This window comes from Dyadobacter diqingensis, from assembly GCF_024220585.1.
GTDB classification, from domain to species: Bacteria; Bacteroidota; Bacteroidia; order Cytophagales; family Spirosomataceae; genus Dyadobacter; species Dyadobacter diqingensis.
In genome coordinates this window covers 144518-160418 of record NZ_JAMXKF010000013.1, presented here as the reverse complement: position 1 = coordinate 160418, position 15901 = coordinate 144518, and the positions used below count along the sequence as shown (strand labels likewise).

Annotated in this window: 12 protein-coding genes; 7 read left to right on the top strand and 5 right to left on the bottom strand. The window is 44.8% G+C overall.

Annotated features, from left to right (window positions below):
* The first annotated feature begins 7 nt into the window (after positions 1 to 7).
* On the top strand, positions 8 to 814 hold the full coding sequence (locus M1L62_RS27030) for an HpcH/HpaI aldolase family protein (protein ID WP_254562782.1): 807 nt from the start codon (positions 8 to 10) through the stop codon (positions 812 to 814).
* A gap of 25 nt (positions 815 to 839) precedes the next feature.
* Here the strand turns inward: M1L62_RS27030 and M1L62_RS27025 are convergent, their stop codons facing one another.
* Entirely contained in the window at positions 840 to 1823 is a 984-nt protein-coding gene (locus M1L62_RS27025) for a nucleoside hydrolase (protein ID WP_254562781.1), read from the bottom strand.
* 247 nt (positions 1824 to 2070) lie between these two features.
* On the opposite strand from M1L62_RS27025, the gene M1L62_RS27020 reads away from it, so the two are divergent.
* A complete protein-coding gene (locus M1L62_RS27020) occupies positions 2071 to 3669 on the top strand; it encodes an amidase (RefSeq protein WP_254562780.1) in 1599 nt (532 codons plus the stop codon).
* 74 nt (positions 3670 to 3743) lie between these two features.
* On the opposite strand, the gene M1L62_RS27015 is transcribed toward M1L62_RS27020, so the two are convergent.
* The gene (locus M1L62_RS27015) at positions 3744 to 9122 is read right to left on the bottom strand and encodes a S8 family serine peptidase (protein ID WP_254562779.1); all 5379 of its coding nucleotides are present in this window, start codon (positions 9120 to 9122) and stop codon (positions 3744 to 3746) included.
* A 326-nt stretch (positions 9123 to 9448) separates the two neighbouring features.
* On the opposite strand from M1L62_RS27015, the gene M1L62_RS27010 reads away from it, so the two are divergent.
* A complete protein-coding gene (locus M1L62_RS27010) occupies positions 9449 to 10222 on the top strand; it encodes a shikimate dehydrogenase family protein (protein WP_254562778.1) in 774 nt (257 codons plus the stop codon).
* Here the strand turns inward: M1L62_RS27010 and ribD are convergent.
* The gene (ribD, locus tag M1L62_RS27005; protein WP_254562777.1) at positions 10219 to 11286 is read right to left on the bottom strand and encodes a bifunctional diaminohydroxyphosphoribosylaminopyrimidine deaminase/5-amino-6-(5-phosphoribosylamino)uracil reductase RibD; all 1068 of its coding nucleotides are present in this window, start codon (positions 11284 to 11286) and stop codon (positions 10219 to 10221) included. The two genes, M1L62_RS27010 and ribD, sit on opposite strands and share 4 nt — an antisense overlap.
* A gap of 94 nt (positions 11287 to 11380) precedes the next feature.
* Here ribD and prmC point away from each other — a divergent pair, with 94 nt between their 5' ends.
* Both prmC and M1L62_RS26995 read left to right on the top strand, forming a co-directional pair.
* Positions 11381 to 12244 carry a peptide chain release factor N(5)-glutamine methyltransferase gene (prmC, locus tag M1L62_RS27000; protein WP_254562776.1) on the top strand — a complete coding sequence of 288 codons (864 nt, stop codon included), beginning with the start codon at positions 11381 to 11383 and terminating at the stop codon, positions 12242 to 12244.
* A gap of 107 nt (positions 12245 to 12351) precedes the next feature.
* Entirely contained in the window at positions 12352 to 13305 is a 954-nt protein-coding gene (locus tag M1L62_RS26995; RefSeq protein WP_254562775.1) for an AAA family ATPase, read from the top strand.
* 6 nt (positions 13306 to 13311) lie between these two features.
* Here the strand turns inward: M1L62_RS26995 and yidD are convergent, their stop codons facing one another.
* The gene (gene yidD, locus M1L62_RS26990; protein ID WP_254562774.1) at positions 13312 to 13521 is read right to left on the bottom strand and encodes a membrane protein insertion efficiency factor YidD; all 210 of its coding nucleotides are present in this window, start codon (positions 13519 to 13521) and stop codon (positions 13312 to 13314) included.
* A gap of 50 nt (positions 13522 to 13571) precedes the next feature.
* Here yidD and lgt point away from each other — a divergent pair, with 50 nt between their 5' ends.
* Positions 13572 to 14402: a prolipoprotein diacylglyceryl transferase gene (gene lgt / locus M1L62_RS26985; protein ID WP_254562773.1), complete on the top strand. Its 831-nt coding sequence runs from the start codon at positions 13572 to 13574 to the stop codon at positions 14400 to 14402.
* 217 nt (positions 14403 to 14619) lie between these two features.
* Complete coding sequence (locus M1L62_RS26980) at positions 14620 to 15231, top strand: hypothetical protein (RefSeq protein ID WP_254562772.1); 612 nt, start codon at positions 14620 to 14622, stop codon at positions 15229 to 15231.
* Positions 15232 to 15341: 110 nt separating this feature from the next.
* Here M1L62_RS26980 and M1L62_RS26975 read toward each other — a convergent pair whose 3' ends face one another.
* Complete coding sequence (locus tag M1L62_RS26975; RefSeq protein WP_254562771.1) at positions 15342 to 15881, bottom strand: RNA polymerase sigma factor; 540 nt, start codon at positions 15879 to 15881, stop codon at positions 15342 to 15344.
* Between the last annotated feature and the right edge of the window lie 20 nt (positions 15882 to 15901).

Genomic DNA, 15901 nt, shown 5'->3' with positions numbered 1-15901 from the left:
AACGAAAATGGGATTTTTACAAAAATTGCAGAACGGAGAAAACGTTTACGGAACCTGTATCACGTCAACGGGCCCCATGTGGCCGGCAGCGATCAAACGAACCGGTGTTGATTTCGTTTTTATTGATACCGAACATATTCCATTGGGCAGAAACGAACTGGCTGCCTTATGTCAGCAATTCCAGGCATTGGCGATCACGCCCATTGTAAGAATCCCATGTCCCGATCCCTTTCTGGCCTGTCAGGCGATTGATGGCGGTGCCCTTGGTATTGTAGCGCCCTATCTCGAATCCACAGAACAGGTACTCGAACTTGTGGGCGCCACCAAATTCCGACCGTTAAAGGGAGCGTTGCTTACACGATACCTGAACGGAACCGAACCGATCCCGGACGAAGTAAAAAGCTATGTTGCACGCTATAACGCCGAAAATATCTGCATTGCCAATATTGAAAGTGTTCCGGCACTTGAAAAACTTGACGACCTCTTAGCCGTTGAAGGACTGGATGCAGTTTTTATCGGCCCGCACGACTTGTCCGTCAGTCTGGGTTTGCCTGAACAATATGACCATCCGGAATTCGAAAAAGCCGTTACAACGATCATTCATAAAACCAGGGCCAGGGGACTTTCAATCGGCATTCATTTTTCTCTGGAACCGGAGCGGCAGATACGCTGGATAAAAGAAGGAGCAAATATTGTCGTGCATAGCTTTGATATAGCACTTTTCACCCAGCGTTTGCGCCACGATATCGGGCTGATCAAAGAAGCTGTCGGTGATCAAACCGGGCCGGAAGACCATACCGCCATGGTTGTTTGATCTGGCCCGGCCCGGTTATCGAAAATTATTTCCCGCTTCCTTTTTGCATCATCAGTGATTCTATCACCATACCGAGTTCTTTAAACCCCATTTCCTGGGTCAGATAAGCGTGCGGCCCCATCGGGTCGTCACGCCATTCGTTGCTTCCTCCGTTGATAACGATCTTGCCGCGTTTTATGTCAAAGTAATGTTGTGCGCCGCGAATGGCTACCAGCACCGCTGTCTGGTCCCAGCTCATCCGTCCTTCGCTGTCATTTTTGCTCAAAGGAATGGCCAGTGCATAAACATCCTTTACGGGACTATCCAGGCTTTCATTCGCGATCAGTTGCAATCCTGTTTTAATACCGTTACCGATCTCCACTCCGCTGAACGTAATTTGTGTGGGCCATTTTGCAAATACATTTTCCGAGGCCACAGAATCGATCATCACATTAAATTCTCTTCCTTTTGGAAACGCGCCCGCCATCGAAACCACCTCTTTTACTTTTCGTTTTACCAGATCTGTTCCGGATAAGGTTGAAAATTTATCAGGACCGGATTCCAGTAAATTGGACAGATTGGTAAGAAAACCGATCGTCACGATGGTCACACTCTGATCTGGCTGCGCCGCCAGAATTTTACGATATGTTTCCACTGCATCCGGTACCTCATCGGTGGATTTGATCTTATGCGGATATTTTGCAAGCAGCATTTCAGGCCATTTCTGTGGTGCGCCCATATCCGGTGCTTTACCTTTCGGCGCAGCGACAGGAATTTCCGGTCTGCCAAAATAATTGTTGATAATTTCAATCGTAGGGGCTACCAAAACATTTTTATTACTTGCGATCACCGCCAGTGGTTTTACCTCACCCCGATCCGCGAGCGCGTGCATGAGCGCCATGGCTCCCACATCATCATAATCCGGGCCAATGTCGGTGTCAAGAATAAGCGAAACTTTTTGAACACGGGAAATCTGAGCGGAGGTATACAGACTTATGAAAAGAGAAAGGACAGATAATAAATACTTCATATGTGCACTGAATTTGTTTCGGATTCGTGAAAATTCACCCATTGTAAAAAAAGAAAATACAGCTACTTATACCTTCGAAATACAAAGAAATTTCGTTGCAAGTTTCATTAAAATTTCCATCCTATACGCGCAACTACGGAAATTGACTGAATACCTTCTGTTTGAGGCAAATATTCGGCCTGAAACTATGGACATAAACCAGCGAAAACTTATATTTAGGTTCACTCAAAAAATGCCATCGATATTTATGAAACGCAGAAAATTTATCCACACCGGATCCATCGCCGGTTTGTCTCTATTTGGATTAGCAGCTTCTGATTTTCAGAACGAAACAAAAAACAAGCGTAAAGTTTCGGGGAATGGTTTTAGTCTGGATGAACTAAGTGTGGATGATTTAAGAAAAATGATGGCAAAAGGTGAAATCAACGCACAAAAACTGGTTAAGCTTTATCTTGACCGCATTGCTGAAATTGATAAAAAAGGCCCACATATCAACGCAGTTATCGAGATTAACCCCGATGCCATGAAAATTGCAGCGGAACTGGACAAGGAAAGAGCTGCCGGAAAAATCCGTGGCCCCTTGCACGGCATTCCCGTACTCATTAAGGATAACATTGATACGGCCGACAAAATGCAGACGACCGCCGGCTCCATAGCACTGGAAGGAAACATTGCAAAAAATGACGCCTTCGTGGTGAAACAATTGCGTAAGGCAGGTGCCGTGATCCTGGGAAAGACGAATCTGAGCGAATGGGCAAATTTCCGGTCGACCCGGTCGTCCAGCGGCTGGAGCAGCCGAGGCGGACAAACCCATAACCCTTATGTACTCGACCGTTCCCCATGCGGATCAAGCTCGGGATCCGCCGTGGCTGTGGCGGCCAATTTATGTGCAGTTTCCGTGGGTACAGAAACGAATGGCTCCATTGCCTGTCCTGCTTCGATGAATAACGTCGTGGGCATTAAACCGACTGTCGGGCTCATCAGTAGATCAGGCATCATTCCGATTTCAAAAACACAGGATACCGCCGGGCCTTTTGGCAGGACCGTCAGAGACGCTGCGCTCTTACTAGGTGCCATGGCAGGTGTAGATCCGGATGACGATGTCACATTAACCAGCAAGGAAAAAGCACAGACGGATTACACGCAATTTCTTAAAACTGATGGGCTGAAAGGAAAAAGAATTGGCATTGAAAAGAGTTTCCTGAAAAAACATGAGGCCATGGACGCCCTGTTCAGGGAAGCCATTGAACTCATGAAAACCAAAGGTGCCACGATCGTGGAAGTCGAGTTTATTAAATTTAAAAACGTAGGCAACGGCGAAGGAGAATTATTGGAATACGAATTCAAGGATGGACTGAACGCCTATCTGAGCAAGGCAAACGGTAAGGTAAAATCGCTGGAAGAACTTATCAAATTCAACACCGATAATCAGGGAAAAGCAATGCCTATTTTCCAGCAGGAAACGCTTGAAAGCTCCCAGAAGAAAGGAGACCTGAAAAGTCCGGGTTACCTGGAAGCCTATGGGAAAGTTACCGGAGTACGAAAACTGATTGATAATTTACTGACAGAGCAAAACCTCGATGCCTTGTGCGGGCCTGCAACCGGCGCATCCTGGTGCATTGATCCCGTCAACGGAGATTTCTGGACGGGCTATGGATCTTATGGGCCGGCCGCGATGGCTGGTTATCCCTCCATAACACTCCCGATGGGCTTTATCAGCGAAATCCCTGTCGGGATTTCCTTTCTGGGACGGTCTTATGACGAAGGCGGGCTGTTAACCATTTCCTACGACTTTGAACAATCTTCAAAGAAACGAAGAGCACCTAAATTCATCAAAAGTATCTAGCTGCCTTAACACAAATCAGCCAACCCGTGTTAACCGGATTGGCTGATCTGTGTTAGTAATTTATGAGAAAGGCTTTACAACCTGACTACCCTGAAAACTTCTTTTTTCTTCCCGGCCACGACCTCCACCATGTAAAGCCCCGGAGCAAATTCTGAGCTTCCCATATTGATCTGATATTTTTGTACCGACCCACTCGCCGCCCAATTGCCTTTGAGCGATGATCTGCCAGTCAAATCCGTTACACTCACCCGCACTTCTTCCCCTGCATCAGCCTGGTACACAATGTTGATAACATCTTTGGATGGATTCGGATAAACCTGCCAGTCAATTTTTTCATGAATAACCACCGGACGAATCGCCGAATATTTAAATGTTTCATCCAAGTCCACCATTTTTAGCCGGTAGTACCGCACGTCCGATTTATTAGGCTCATAGTCGATAAAAGAATAGCGCTGCCCCGCCCTCGGCGTTCCCTCTGCCAGTATTTGTCCAACCTTGGTAAATTGCCCCGATTTCAAAGCATCATTTCCACGGGCTACTTCAAGCTCGAAGTGGCTGAAATTAACTTCCGACGAAGTAACCCATTCGGTAACCACATCCTGAGAGGCATCGGCGCCCTCTTTTCTTTTGGCTGTAAAACTGATCAGCTCAACCGGAAGAGGCGTACTGGTACCCATGGCGTCTTTACTGAGCCAGAATTCCGATAAATTTTTCACTTTAAACTCTGCAAAATATCCTTTATCAAAAGGTACCTTTTTGGTTCTGGCGGCCGTAATAAACAACCATCCCGGAGCATTATTGTTGGCAACGCTGCCGTCTTCATTATTATCATTACCGTCACTGTATTTAGAAACTCCCAGTTCATTAATCGACGAAGGTTTCCCGCATCCGCTGCATCCGGACGCACTGATCAATTTCTCAACATCCGAATCAAGGAAGTAAAAACGAATACTGATCGAATCAGCCAGATTATAATTTGTTGGCTTAACCGTGATATTTCTGTTGAGATAATATTGATTGTTTACATTCCTGACAGCCCCGTTATTGACATACATCCGGACATCCGTTGTACCAAGATCCTGGTTATTGGCATGTATAGCTGCCACCAAAGTCCCGTTGTTCAGATAATTAACCCATCCCTTTTCGCCCGTTGTCGGTAATGCAACGGATGATGCACTCGAACCGTCATAAATTCCGTTACGGTTATCATATACGTGAATATCATCAATCGCTATCCCCTCTTTCGATTCCGTGGCATCCGTCACCAGTACAAATCTCAGACGAATACTTGCGCTACCAGCCGGCAATGCCATCGTCGCAACGTGCCAGCGTGTATACTGCAAAACACTCCACGCGTTATTGTTGCTATAATTTTTATTGTACCAGTTTGTCCCTTGTCCGTTAGAACCCAGGCGTTTCCAGGTTGAGCCATCCGTTGAATATTCCATGTACCCAACGTCGCAGGCAGAAGAGCCGCAGTCTTCTATATCCAGGGCAATATTGAAACTCACTGTTGGCACCAGCATTCCTCTCAAATCAAAACAGGGAGAATACAGATAGGAGATTTCGTTCATATTATAATTACCCGTCAAATTGGTTTTCCAGGCTTTACTGCCACTGGCTGCTCTGCTTACTTTCGCGGATGACGGACTGCCATATTTCCATGAGTTATTCGCCCCGTTAGTGTACCAGAACCCGCTGCCGCTTTCAAAATCTTCCAGATAAGGGAAAGATGCGATCAAAGGTGAGTTGAACAATTCGGCCGAAGCAAGATCGTTGGAACGGTTCGAGTCCGAGGATAGATCAACCCATGCTTTCACAACGTGATTTCCCGGCGCAGATAAATCCGCACGGGCCAGGAAGGTATACTCGACAGAAGTATTACCCGCAAGCGTTATGATGGCTTCGGTAAAAACGGTGCCGTTGTCTACCTGAAATTTTACCGGAATAGCCAAAATAAGGTTCGGAGAATTGTTTTTCACCGTTATTTTTACCTGCTCTGCATTTCCCAAACCACATCCGGAACTGATCGGACTGTTGAGGCTGACAACCTGAATATCATTGGCGATCTGGAATAACCGGATATCATCGAAACTATAACCTGCACCACTGTAATCATCCCCAACCATCAGTGTACCATTTTGTCCCCAGCGAATTTGAAAGCTTGATGAAAAACTCTTTCCATTGGCGGTGAGGATACGACTAAGTTCAATATCCGCAGATAATTTATAGGGCGTGCCAACTGCATTCTGGTTTGTGAAAAGGTTGTATACCTCAATCCACTCATCAGTATCCTTTCCTCTGATCCAGACTTTATTGTTTGCATTACTCGATTGACCGTGATTTTTATACCTGAAATTCATCCGGATCTCATCGGATGCTGCGTTAAAAGCAGACAGATTATAAGTAGCAATGAGATAATTTGTATTTCCGCCGACGATGTACCTGTCGGCATCCAGAATCAGCGACTTGGAACCAGAATGCGCCAGACCCGTATTGACAAAAGTTCTGATACGGCCGACTGTCGAGCTGGCTATTAAATCATATCGATCGGAACCGGTAAGCCCCATTTTGTTTGTAAAAAACTCCTGCTCCGGCAAAGATTCCATGTCATCAGAAAACGGCATCGATATGGCTGTATTATTTAGCTGCGTGATCGTTTGAACAATGGTATTGTTCTTAGGAACCGTATCGCCGGTTTTTTCTATTTCTACTTTAAGGTTGTAGGACCGAATTGCGGAAAGATCCGCCAGATTGGCAAATGTATGATCCAGTGTTGCTCCCGATGGTATCGCCGTCGTGATGGTTTGCTCCCCCTTCAGAACATTATCAATGTAGTACTTTACTTTAAAATCTCCGGAAGATGTCACATCATCCAGATTTTTTATCCTGATCGTGATCTTTGCACTGGCGGATAATTCTGATGAAGTAAACTTCCGTCCCGACAAAGCCGGCGACAAAATTGCATCCAGTTTTAAATCATTATCTGAAATCGCACCACTGCAATTCCCGCTGTCAGGCTTTCTTGAAACAGCAACAGCCCTGCGTCCGGGATTTCCATTCACTCTGGCCCTTACCGAAACCCAGTAGGTTATATCTTTTGATAAACCCGAAAAAGAATAGTTGGTCGACGACGTTGTGCCGGCCGAAACCATCTCATCACCTTGCAGGATCATCACTTCATAATCACTGGCTCCCGCTACGGCATCCCATTGCAAGGCAATGTAGCCTTCACACTGAACCGGCGCCAATGTCAAAACAGGCACTCCCACAATGGTGAACGGCTCACTGATACTAACTTTATCGGTACCATTCTGACTGATCTTGATTCTCACCTGTGACGAAGTAACAGCCGGAATGGTCCAGCTTAGCTGACGTAGATCTGCCGCCACGGCAGTATTGATATCGATCCAGGCCCCTCCGTTATCGGTGGAATATTGTATTGTAAAACCATTCGATTCATTCCCGAAGGAATCCCAGCTGATGTACATCACCTCACCCTGCTTTACTCGCTCCGTTCCGATCGGATACGTAATGGAAGTTTCTACGGGAATAGCGTCATAAACTACAAAGTATTCCTGATCCGGGTTCTGATTGATGGCGGTGCCTGTTATTTCAATCTTGTAGCTTCCTTGTGTCGGACTATCAATAACAACCTGTTCGATATTGTTGACATGATCAGCTCCCGTGGTTGCCGGAATGTTCACATTCAGCGGTGCGCCATCCAGTAATTTGGGAAGTACTTTTGCCTGACCAGATGTGGTAACGACCAAATCCAGGTCATTCACCAACGTCTGACTGGCAAGTACAGCAGCCGCCGGATCATTCCAGTAAAGCATCACTTTCAGTTGAGCCGTATTGGCAGGAACAGTGATCGTATGTGTTTTAGATCCTTTGTTGGCGACGGAGGCATTGATATAACTGTTGCTTTCAAGCATTTTAGCAGAACGCACCAGGTTTAACCAACCAAATCCATACTTGTAATCCGGCCCGGCATTACCTTTATCGATCCCACTGTTGCAGATCAGTGCTTTGATCAGGGCACTCTTTGGATTTGCGCCACCATTCAGTTTTCGATATTGCTGATACAACAAGGCCACGCTGCCAGCAACCGCCGGTGAGGCCATGCTTGTTCCGGTGCCATTACCATAAGTGTTGTCAGGCATGGTTGATCGAATGGAAGTTCCCTGAACAACAATTTCTGGTTTAATGCGGCCATCTTTTACCGGTCCCCGGCTTGAACTTTCAGATATAACGCCCTCTAATGTCGTGTTCCCAACCGTCAAAATATTCTTAGCCGACTGATATCCGCCCAAAACATTTGCAAAACCCGCCGGAAATGGACTGCAGGTATTAGCACCGCTGTTGCCCGAAGCAAAAACGTTCTGAAGATAAGGCATTTGAAAAGCCTGTTGATCAAGTATCTGTGAATAAAGGTCGTAAGTCCCAAACGAAGAACAGCTGGTTACGTCATTACCATACGAGTTATTGGTAACCACCATCCCGTAATCCTTTACATAATTCGGCAAATTGGCCAGAAGATTTGAAAAGTAGTGCGATACAATTGTCGCCTTGGGCGCATAGCCCTTGTAACGCTCATCAATGATCCCGGCTCCACCTAGCGTCCCCATCACATGCATGCCATGTGCAGAACTTGTTTCAGAAGCGAAGCGATTGATGATCCGGTTATTAAAATCGATGTGGGTCATCGGATTGGCGTTATCGCCAATCCCCACGACAATACCTTCTCCATGCAGATTTCTGTTTCCCGACACGGTAGAACTTAAAACATTAGCTCTTGAATTTTCTTCACTATGGTCATTAAAAGCCTGATCCGGTCCCGGAACAGCCTGCACATATTGGACAAAGGGAAGTAGAGCCAGTTCTTTTACGCGGCTTTTTGCTACCCGGATTTCCAATACGCCATAGGCCTGATACAGATCGGATGTTAGATTAAAATTCTTGTTTTGCAACTCCTCGCTCACTTCCTTAAACGAAAACGTCTTTGGAAAACTAATCCAAACATCGACTGTTCCGTTGGTTTTCACCGCGTGGGATGGAAAACTTCCGTTTGCCAGAGAAGCATGCATTTTTTGATTCGCCGATAATTCCAATACAGACCGGACTTTAATTTTTTGTAAAGCAGCAGAGGAAAGCGCACGCGTTAACGTCGCTGAATATGCGTTGTTAGGAATATAGTCCAGAAGCTCGATACCTTCAGCCTGCAACTGTTTTTTCTCCGCCTCGTCAGGGATCTCTTCAAACTGGATAACGACAAATGATTTCCGGTTTAGTGAGGTTATTTTCCGGTTAAATTCGACAATTTTTTCCGCCGAAATATTTTTCTCAGGCGTAAAAGATTCATTTTTTAACAAAATCCTATACTGTCCAAAGGTGACAGTGAGGGAGATAGCAAAAAACGAGATAAGGAGGTAGAGGTTTTTCAATTTCATGTAATTACCGGGTCGAACTAGTTTCTTCAAGTAAAGAGAATTAGTTCTAAGTATAATTAAAAATCGAGCAAAATCCCAAAAATCCTTTCACAAATACAATAATTTATACTGAATCTTTTCTACAAAATATGAATTAGTTTGTATTCAAATTTGCAATAGATTGTACTGCAACTGATAACGATTCCTTATTTTTTCGTTTTGTTATTAAAAGAAGAGTAAAGTAACTTCGCCAACTCATACAGGTTTTCGTACGAACGACTCTTGGTTTTCCACTTTACAGGCATTTATGTTTAAAAAACAGGCCTGTAATCCTTAATATGACTTTTATGAACTTATATGGTTTGATAGGTTTTCCTTTAACCCACTCTTTTTCGAAACGTTACTTTTCTGAAAAATTTGCACGGGAAGGTATTGCAAACAGCAGTTATGACCTGTTCGAAATGCAGACGCTGGAAAAATTGCCTGAGTTATTGAAGAAACACCCTGATTTGAAAGGGATTAATGTTACAATCCCGTACAAACAGGATGTGATTACTTACCTGGACGATCTGGATGATACGTCAGCCGAACGCATTGGTGCCGTGAATACCATCAAAATTTTTGCTGATGGAAGCACAAAGGGTTACAACACGGATTACTACGGATTTCGCCAATCGATTTCGGAATGGATGGACCGCCGTGGAGAGGCCTGCTGCAATTTTAAAGCATTGGTTTTGGGTAATGGCGGAGCGGCACAGGCTGTAAAAACAGCATTGGAAGATATGAAAACGGAATACAAAATTGTATCCCGCCAAAAAAGCAACGACTCACTTTTGTATGAAGAGCTGACGCAGGAAATTATGGAGTCGCATCTTCTGATCATCAATACCACACCGCTTGGAACTTACCCCAATGTAGAAACATGCCCTGAAATACCTTATCAATGGATTTCAAAGGGCCACTTCCTGTATGACCTGGTGTATAATCCGACGACGACCCTATTTATGCAAAAAGGTTTTGATCAGGGCGCAGCCGTTCATAACGGCTTAAAAATGCTCGAAATGCAGGCTGAAAAAGCCTGGGATATCTGGACGTCGGAGGAAGATTTGTGGAGTGTTTAATTTTTGACATAATACGTCCAAAAATCATCCTGGATTAATTCCGAGCCTGTTAATACTCCTTCCGGCAGTGGTGCTTTGACGCCGCTGCCGATTGTTTTTAAACTCTGGCACCTTCGAATTTCATTCCATAACCCGGCTTTCAGAAAGGATGCTAAAACCTGCGCACCACCTTCCACCATTACCGACTGGATTCCTCGTTTAGAAAGCTGCTGCAAAAGCTGCAAAATTTCATCATTTCCCGGATTCACCCGGATGTAAGTATTGCTTCCCTGCCCTGCATACCTTCCTGAATTATTGTCAAAACTAGTCTGACGATCATAGTTGACAATAAAGGTCGGCTGCGAAGTATCAAATAAATTTAACGATTCGGGAAGGCGCAGATGTCTGTCGAGCACAACCCTCACGGGGTTTCTACCTTTCCAGTGGCGAACGTCAAGTTTCGGATTGTCGTTGAGCGCCGTATGATAGCCGACCAGAATAGCATCTTCTTCCGACCGCCATTTATGCACCCTGACACCCGAAAACTGTCCGCTGATTTGTACGGTTTTTCCATTTTCAGCAGCGATGTAACCATCCGCGGTCTCAGCCCATTTTAAAATAACATAGGGAAGTTTTTCGGTGAAACTGAAAAAAAAACGTCTGTTCAGTTTTTTGCCTTCCTCCGCCAGTACGCCGCAGAGCACTTCGATCCCGGCAGCCTTTAAACGCTCAATACCCCTGCCCGAAACCAGCGGATTAGGATCGTCGTTACAAACCACGACTTTTTTAATGCCTTTGCTCACCAGCAAGTCCGCGCAAGGAGGCGTTTTCCCGGTATGAGAACAGGGTTCAAGTGTCACATAAGCAGTTGCTTCTGAAAAAAGATGGCCGTTATTTCTTTTCTCAACATCTTCAACAGCCCGAACTTCCGCATGCGGACCGCCATACTGACGGTGCCAGCCTTCGCCGATAATCCGGTCGTTATGCACAATCACACAGCCCACCATAGGGTTGGGACTGACATTCCCCCGCCCGTATTCTGCAAGCTGTAAAGCCCGCTGCATCCAATGTATATCCTTGTTCATTTGGTAAAAATACAAACCTCCTTTCAATCTCAACTTTCGTGAGTTCTTATAATTTGCTAACTTTCCGACATCAGAATAAAAAATCAACTCAAAAATGACTTCGGCTCGTCAGTTATATCAACATATTGTTAGTGGAATTAATGTTTATCCGCCCAAAGAATCCCAGGCCATTGCGTTCATGCTCCTGGAACATTACATGCGGTTGAGAAATATAGATGTGCTGGTTGACAGGCCGGTGCCGGAGAATACGGCTCAGCCGGATTGGGGAAATATTATTTCCCGGCTGAACAACAACGAACCCGTCCAACATATTATCGGTACCACCGAATTTTGCGGACTGGAATTTCGTGTTTCTTCTTCGGTCCTCATTCCAAGGCCGGAAACAGAAGAGCTGGTTCAGATGGTGACAAGAGATTACGCAGAACCTGATAAAGACGTAGCTATTCTGGATATCGGGACAGGGAGTGGCTGTATTGCCATTGTTCTTGCCCGTTTCCTTCCGCATGTATCCGTCCACGCCTGGGACGTTTCTGATGAAGCACTTTCCGTAGCACGCGAAAATGCCCGTCAGCTTATCGCAGACGTTCAGTTTGCAAAACAGGATATGCTGAATGTGACCTTCCCCTTACCGGGCAACGTCATCAAGTTTGACTGCCTTGTAAGTAACCCACCTTACGTGACGTATTCCGAAGCAGAACATATGCGGCCGAATGTATTGCGCTTTGAGCCACATGAAGCACTTTTCGTGGAAGACAGTGACCCTTTATTATTCTACAAGGCCATTGCTGATTTTGGAGTTCATCACCTGAAAGAAGGCGGAAAATGTTACGTGGAAATCAACGAACACTTCGGCACGGGCACCAAGCAGGTTTTTGAAGAACGTAATTATAAACAGGTCGAAATCTTACGTGATATCCACGGAAAAGACAGGTTTGTAAGAGCCGTTTGGAAGAAATAATCCTATTTGCCGACTATAACCAAGGCATGATTGATTAAATTTCAATCCGCCTATTCGGAAATTCAAGACTTAAAACCAATATACTCCGTGTTAAAAATTAACACCACATGTATTTAGAAAAAATAAAAGAAGTACTCGACGAAATGGGCAAGGTAGTTGTGGGGCAGGATCGTCTGCTCAACAGGCTGCTTATCGGTCTTTTCACCGGCGGGCATATACTTCTGGAAGGTGTACCCGGTCTTGCAAAAACGCTCACCATCAATGTGATGGCCAAGGTGTTACAGCTTGACTTCCGCCGGATTCAGTTTACGCCCGATTTGTTGCCGGCCGATTTGATCGGAACGATGATCTACAAACCAAAAATTGGCGACTACGAAGTAAAAAAAGGACCGATCTTCTCCAATATCATTCTGGCCGATGAGGTAAACCGTTCTCCCGCCAAAGTACAATCCGCCTTGCTGGAAGCGATGCAGGAAAAGCAGGTAACCATCGGCGACCATACTTATCTTCTCGACAAACCTTTTGTAGTGCTCGCAACCCAGAATCCGGTAGAGCAGGAAGGAACTTATCCACTTCCGGAGGCTCAGATCGACCGTTTTATGATGAAGGTCTATGTGGATTACCTTAACAAACAGGAGGAGCTTGAAGTGATGCGCCGGATGTCCGACATTACTTTTGATTATCAGATCAAACCGATCCTGAACAAGCAGGATATTTTTGCAATCCGTGAAAATGTCAATAAAGTAAATATTTCCGAAACGCTCGAACGCTATATCATCGAACTGGTTTTTGCGACAAGACGGCCGCTGGATTATGGTTTAAGGGACGAGGCCCGTTACATTCAGTTTGGTGTGTCACCACGTGCGACCATATATCTGAACCGTGCGGCAAAAGCGCTGGCTTATCTGGAAGGCCGGGACTATGTCTTGCCTGAGGATATCAAAGCACTGGCTCCCGATATCATGAACCACAGGATCATGCTGAATTATGAAGCAGAAGCGGATGGGGTAAAAACAACCACCATTATCGATTCAATTCTTAGAAAAGTAGCAATCGGATAGTTTTTCTCATGGCACGGGGTCATGTCCGTGCCCGCCCCAGGGATGGCATCTGGAAAACCGTTTCAAACCCATAGGCACCCCTTTCAAAACACCATACTTTTGAATCGCCTGGATCATGTACTGCGAACAGGTGGGCGTATAACGGCATGAATTTGGCAGATAAGGCGATAAAACGCCCTGATAAATTCGTACCAATCCAATGAGTAAAAATTTCATTTTGCTTCGTTGTGTAAAGTATTATCTTTGACAATTAACATCATAAACGCATGATTTCCTATATAATTTGGGACGTAAATCCCGAAATCTTTACAATCCCTCAACTATTGGGTTACGGCCCCTTTCCTGTTCGCTGGTATGGTCTTCTGTTCGCGGCCGGTTTCCTGATCGGACAACAAATCATGATCCGCGTTTTTAAAAACGAGAAAAAACCGCTGGAAGATATTGATGCCCTAACATTATATATGGTGATATCCACCGTAGTAGGTGCGCGCGTGGGCCACTTTTTATTTTACGAGCCGGAAGTACTATTCAAAAATCCACTTGAAGTTATTTTGCCTCCTTACGCAGGTTTGGCAAGCCACGGCGCCGTCGTAGGTATCATCATAGGGCTCTTTCTGTATTCCAAAAGCAGAAAACTGACCGGCCAAACTTTCTTATGGGTCGCCGACCGCATGGTTATCGTCATTGCCCTGGCAGGATCCTTTATCCGACTGGGAAACCTTATGAACTCCGAAATCGTCGGCCGCCCGACAGACGTTCCATGGGGTTTTATTTTTATGAAAAACACTGAATTTCTTCAGATACCAAGACATCCGGCACAGCTATACGAATCAATTTCCTGCTTTGTCCTCTTTTTCGTCCTGCTGGGTTTATGGAATAAATTCAAAGAAAAAACGCCGCGTGGCTTATTGCTTGGCGTATTCTTCGTCTGGGTCTTCACCTTACGTTTCCTTTATGAATTTTTAAAGGAAAACCAGGAGGCTTTTGAAGCCAATTATGCGCTGAATATGGGGCAGATACTGAGTATTCCTGTGGTTATTTTAGGCTTGTATTTTATCATCCAGTCGAGAAACAACGCCATCCAGAAAATCAGTTAATTCCGAGAACCGGATTGTTGTTAAACGCTGAGTTAACAGGAGCCGACGTCTCCCGGTTTTACGTTGAGTTCGCAGAAATAATATTAATAAAAAACTCATTGTAACTTAGCGTTGAACTCATTTAACACTGCGCTGAACCTCGTCAGATCATGATAGCAATACAGAATAGTTTTTTAGTTAAATTGCATTTATCCAGTAATATCTATAACCTATCTGTATGAAAAAAAGATTTATTTTAACGGTCACGTTTGCTTCTGTTTTCTTACTGTCGGGCTGTGGTTCAAAAAAGGAGGAAGAGGAAGCAAAAGAAGAACCTAAAAACGCCGTTGAAGCCTTGCAGCAATTTGCAGACAAGGCGAAGGACATGCAAAATAAGGAGCCTGTTGACCCGGTTGACTTTCGTAAACTGAAAGAGCTGTTACCGGAAAAGGCAGCAGGATTATCCAGAAAAGAGGCTTCCGGAGAAAAAAACGGAGCAATGGGTTTTACCATTTCGAGAGCCGAAGCCAGGTACTCGGATGAATCAAACACCTCCGTCCACGTGGAGATTTTCGATACCGGTGGCGTTGCAGGTGTGGCCACAATGGCCCTCGCAGCCTGGACAATGGCCGATATTGATAAGGAAACAGAAAACGGCTACGAAAAAACGACAAAAATTGAAGGGTACAAGGGCTTCGAAAAATACAATAACGAAAGTAAATCAGGGGAAATCAATGTACTGGTTGCAGATCGTTTTGTAGTCAATGTGAACGGAGACAACCTGACTATGGACCAGCTTAAAAGTATTCTTGCAGACATTGACCTGGACAAATTATCTGATTTGAAATAAATTGTCTGACAATATCGACCAATAAAAAAGGAGCCTTTCGGCTCCTTTTTCAGGGTTTAGGGATCTTTGTGTAGAGTTATCGGGGCATTAATATCTTTGAACACGCACGCTCAGGCCGTGGCAAAATCTACTTTTTCTCTCAATATCTGTTTTGCTTTCACCAGCTGATTTTTTACCGTATTCTTCGAAATTCTAAGAAATTCTGCAATTTCCTGATACGATTTCCCCTCTTCAATATTCAGTCTTAGGATTTGCTTTCTTTTCAGCGACAACGAGTCGATCGCAGTTTGTACCAAATAAATCCGCCGTTCTTTTTCCTCTTTTTCATCATCAGCTGCAATCTTGATCAGTTCCATGTATTGTCTGCGCAGATAATCATTCTTCTCAATTTTTTTGAAATGATCAAACGCCATGTTACGCAAACAGGTAAAAAGATATGAATTGAAGTTATGGTCTGGTTTAATATGCTCCCTTTTCATCCAGATTTTCAGGAAAACGTCCTGTACCATATTCTCCGATTCTTCCTCGTCTTTTAGCAGAGAAATGGCAAACCTAAGTGCCGGCACCTTATAATAATTGTAGAGCGTCGCAAAAGCGGCTTCGTCGCCTTGCGTAACTTTTTGCAGGATATTTTGATCAGGATGGGCCACGATAGTAATGGTTATGTCAA

Bases quoted from the DNA above. Each gene is read 5' to 3' on its own strand.
- M1L62_RS27030 (WP_254562782.1), top strand. From the start codon at position 8: ATGGGATTTTTACAAAAATTGCAGAACGGAGAAAACGTTTACGGAACC.
- M1L62_RS27025 (WP_254562781.1), bottom strand. From the start codon at position 1,823: ATGAAGTATTTATTATCTGTCCTTTCTCTTTTCATAAGTCTGTATACC.
- M1L62_RS27020 (WP_254562780.1), top strand. From the start codon at position 2,071: ATGAAACGCAGAAAATTTATCCACACCGGATCCATCGCCGGTTTGTCT.
- M1L62_RS27015 (WP_254562779.1), bottom strand. From the start codon at position 9,122: ATGAAATTGAAAAACCTCTACCTCCTTATCTCGTTTTTTGCTATCTCC.
- M1L62_RS27010 (WP_254562778.1), top strand. From the start codon at position 9,449: ATGAACTTATATGGTTTGATAGGTTTTCCTTTAACCCACTCTTTTTCG.
- ribD (WP_254562777.1), bottom strand. From the start codon at position 11,286: ATGAACAAGGATATACATTGGATGCAGCGGGCTTTACAGCTTGCAGAA.
- prmC (WP_254562776.1), top strand. From the start codon at position 11,381: ATGACTTCGGCTCGTCAGTTATATCAACATATTGTTAGTGGAATTAAT.
- M1L62_RS26995 (WP_254562775.1), top strand. From the start codon at position 12,352: ATGTATTTAGAAAAAATAAAAGAAGTACTCGACGAAATGGGCAAGGTA.
- yidD (WP_254562774.1), bottom strand. From the start codon at position 13,521: ATGAAATTTTTACTCATTGGATTGGTACGAATTTATCAGGGCGTTTTA.
- lgt (WP_254562773.1), top strand. From the start codon at position 13,572: ATGATTTCCTATATAATTTGGGACGTAAATCCCGAAATCTTTACAATC.
- M1L62_RS26980 (WP_254562772.1), top strand. From the start codon at position 14,620: ATGAAAAAAAGATTTATTTTAACGGTCACGTTTGCTTCTGTTTTCTTA.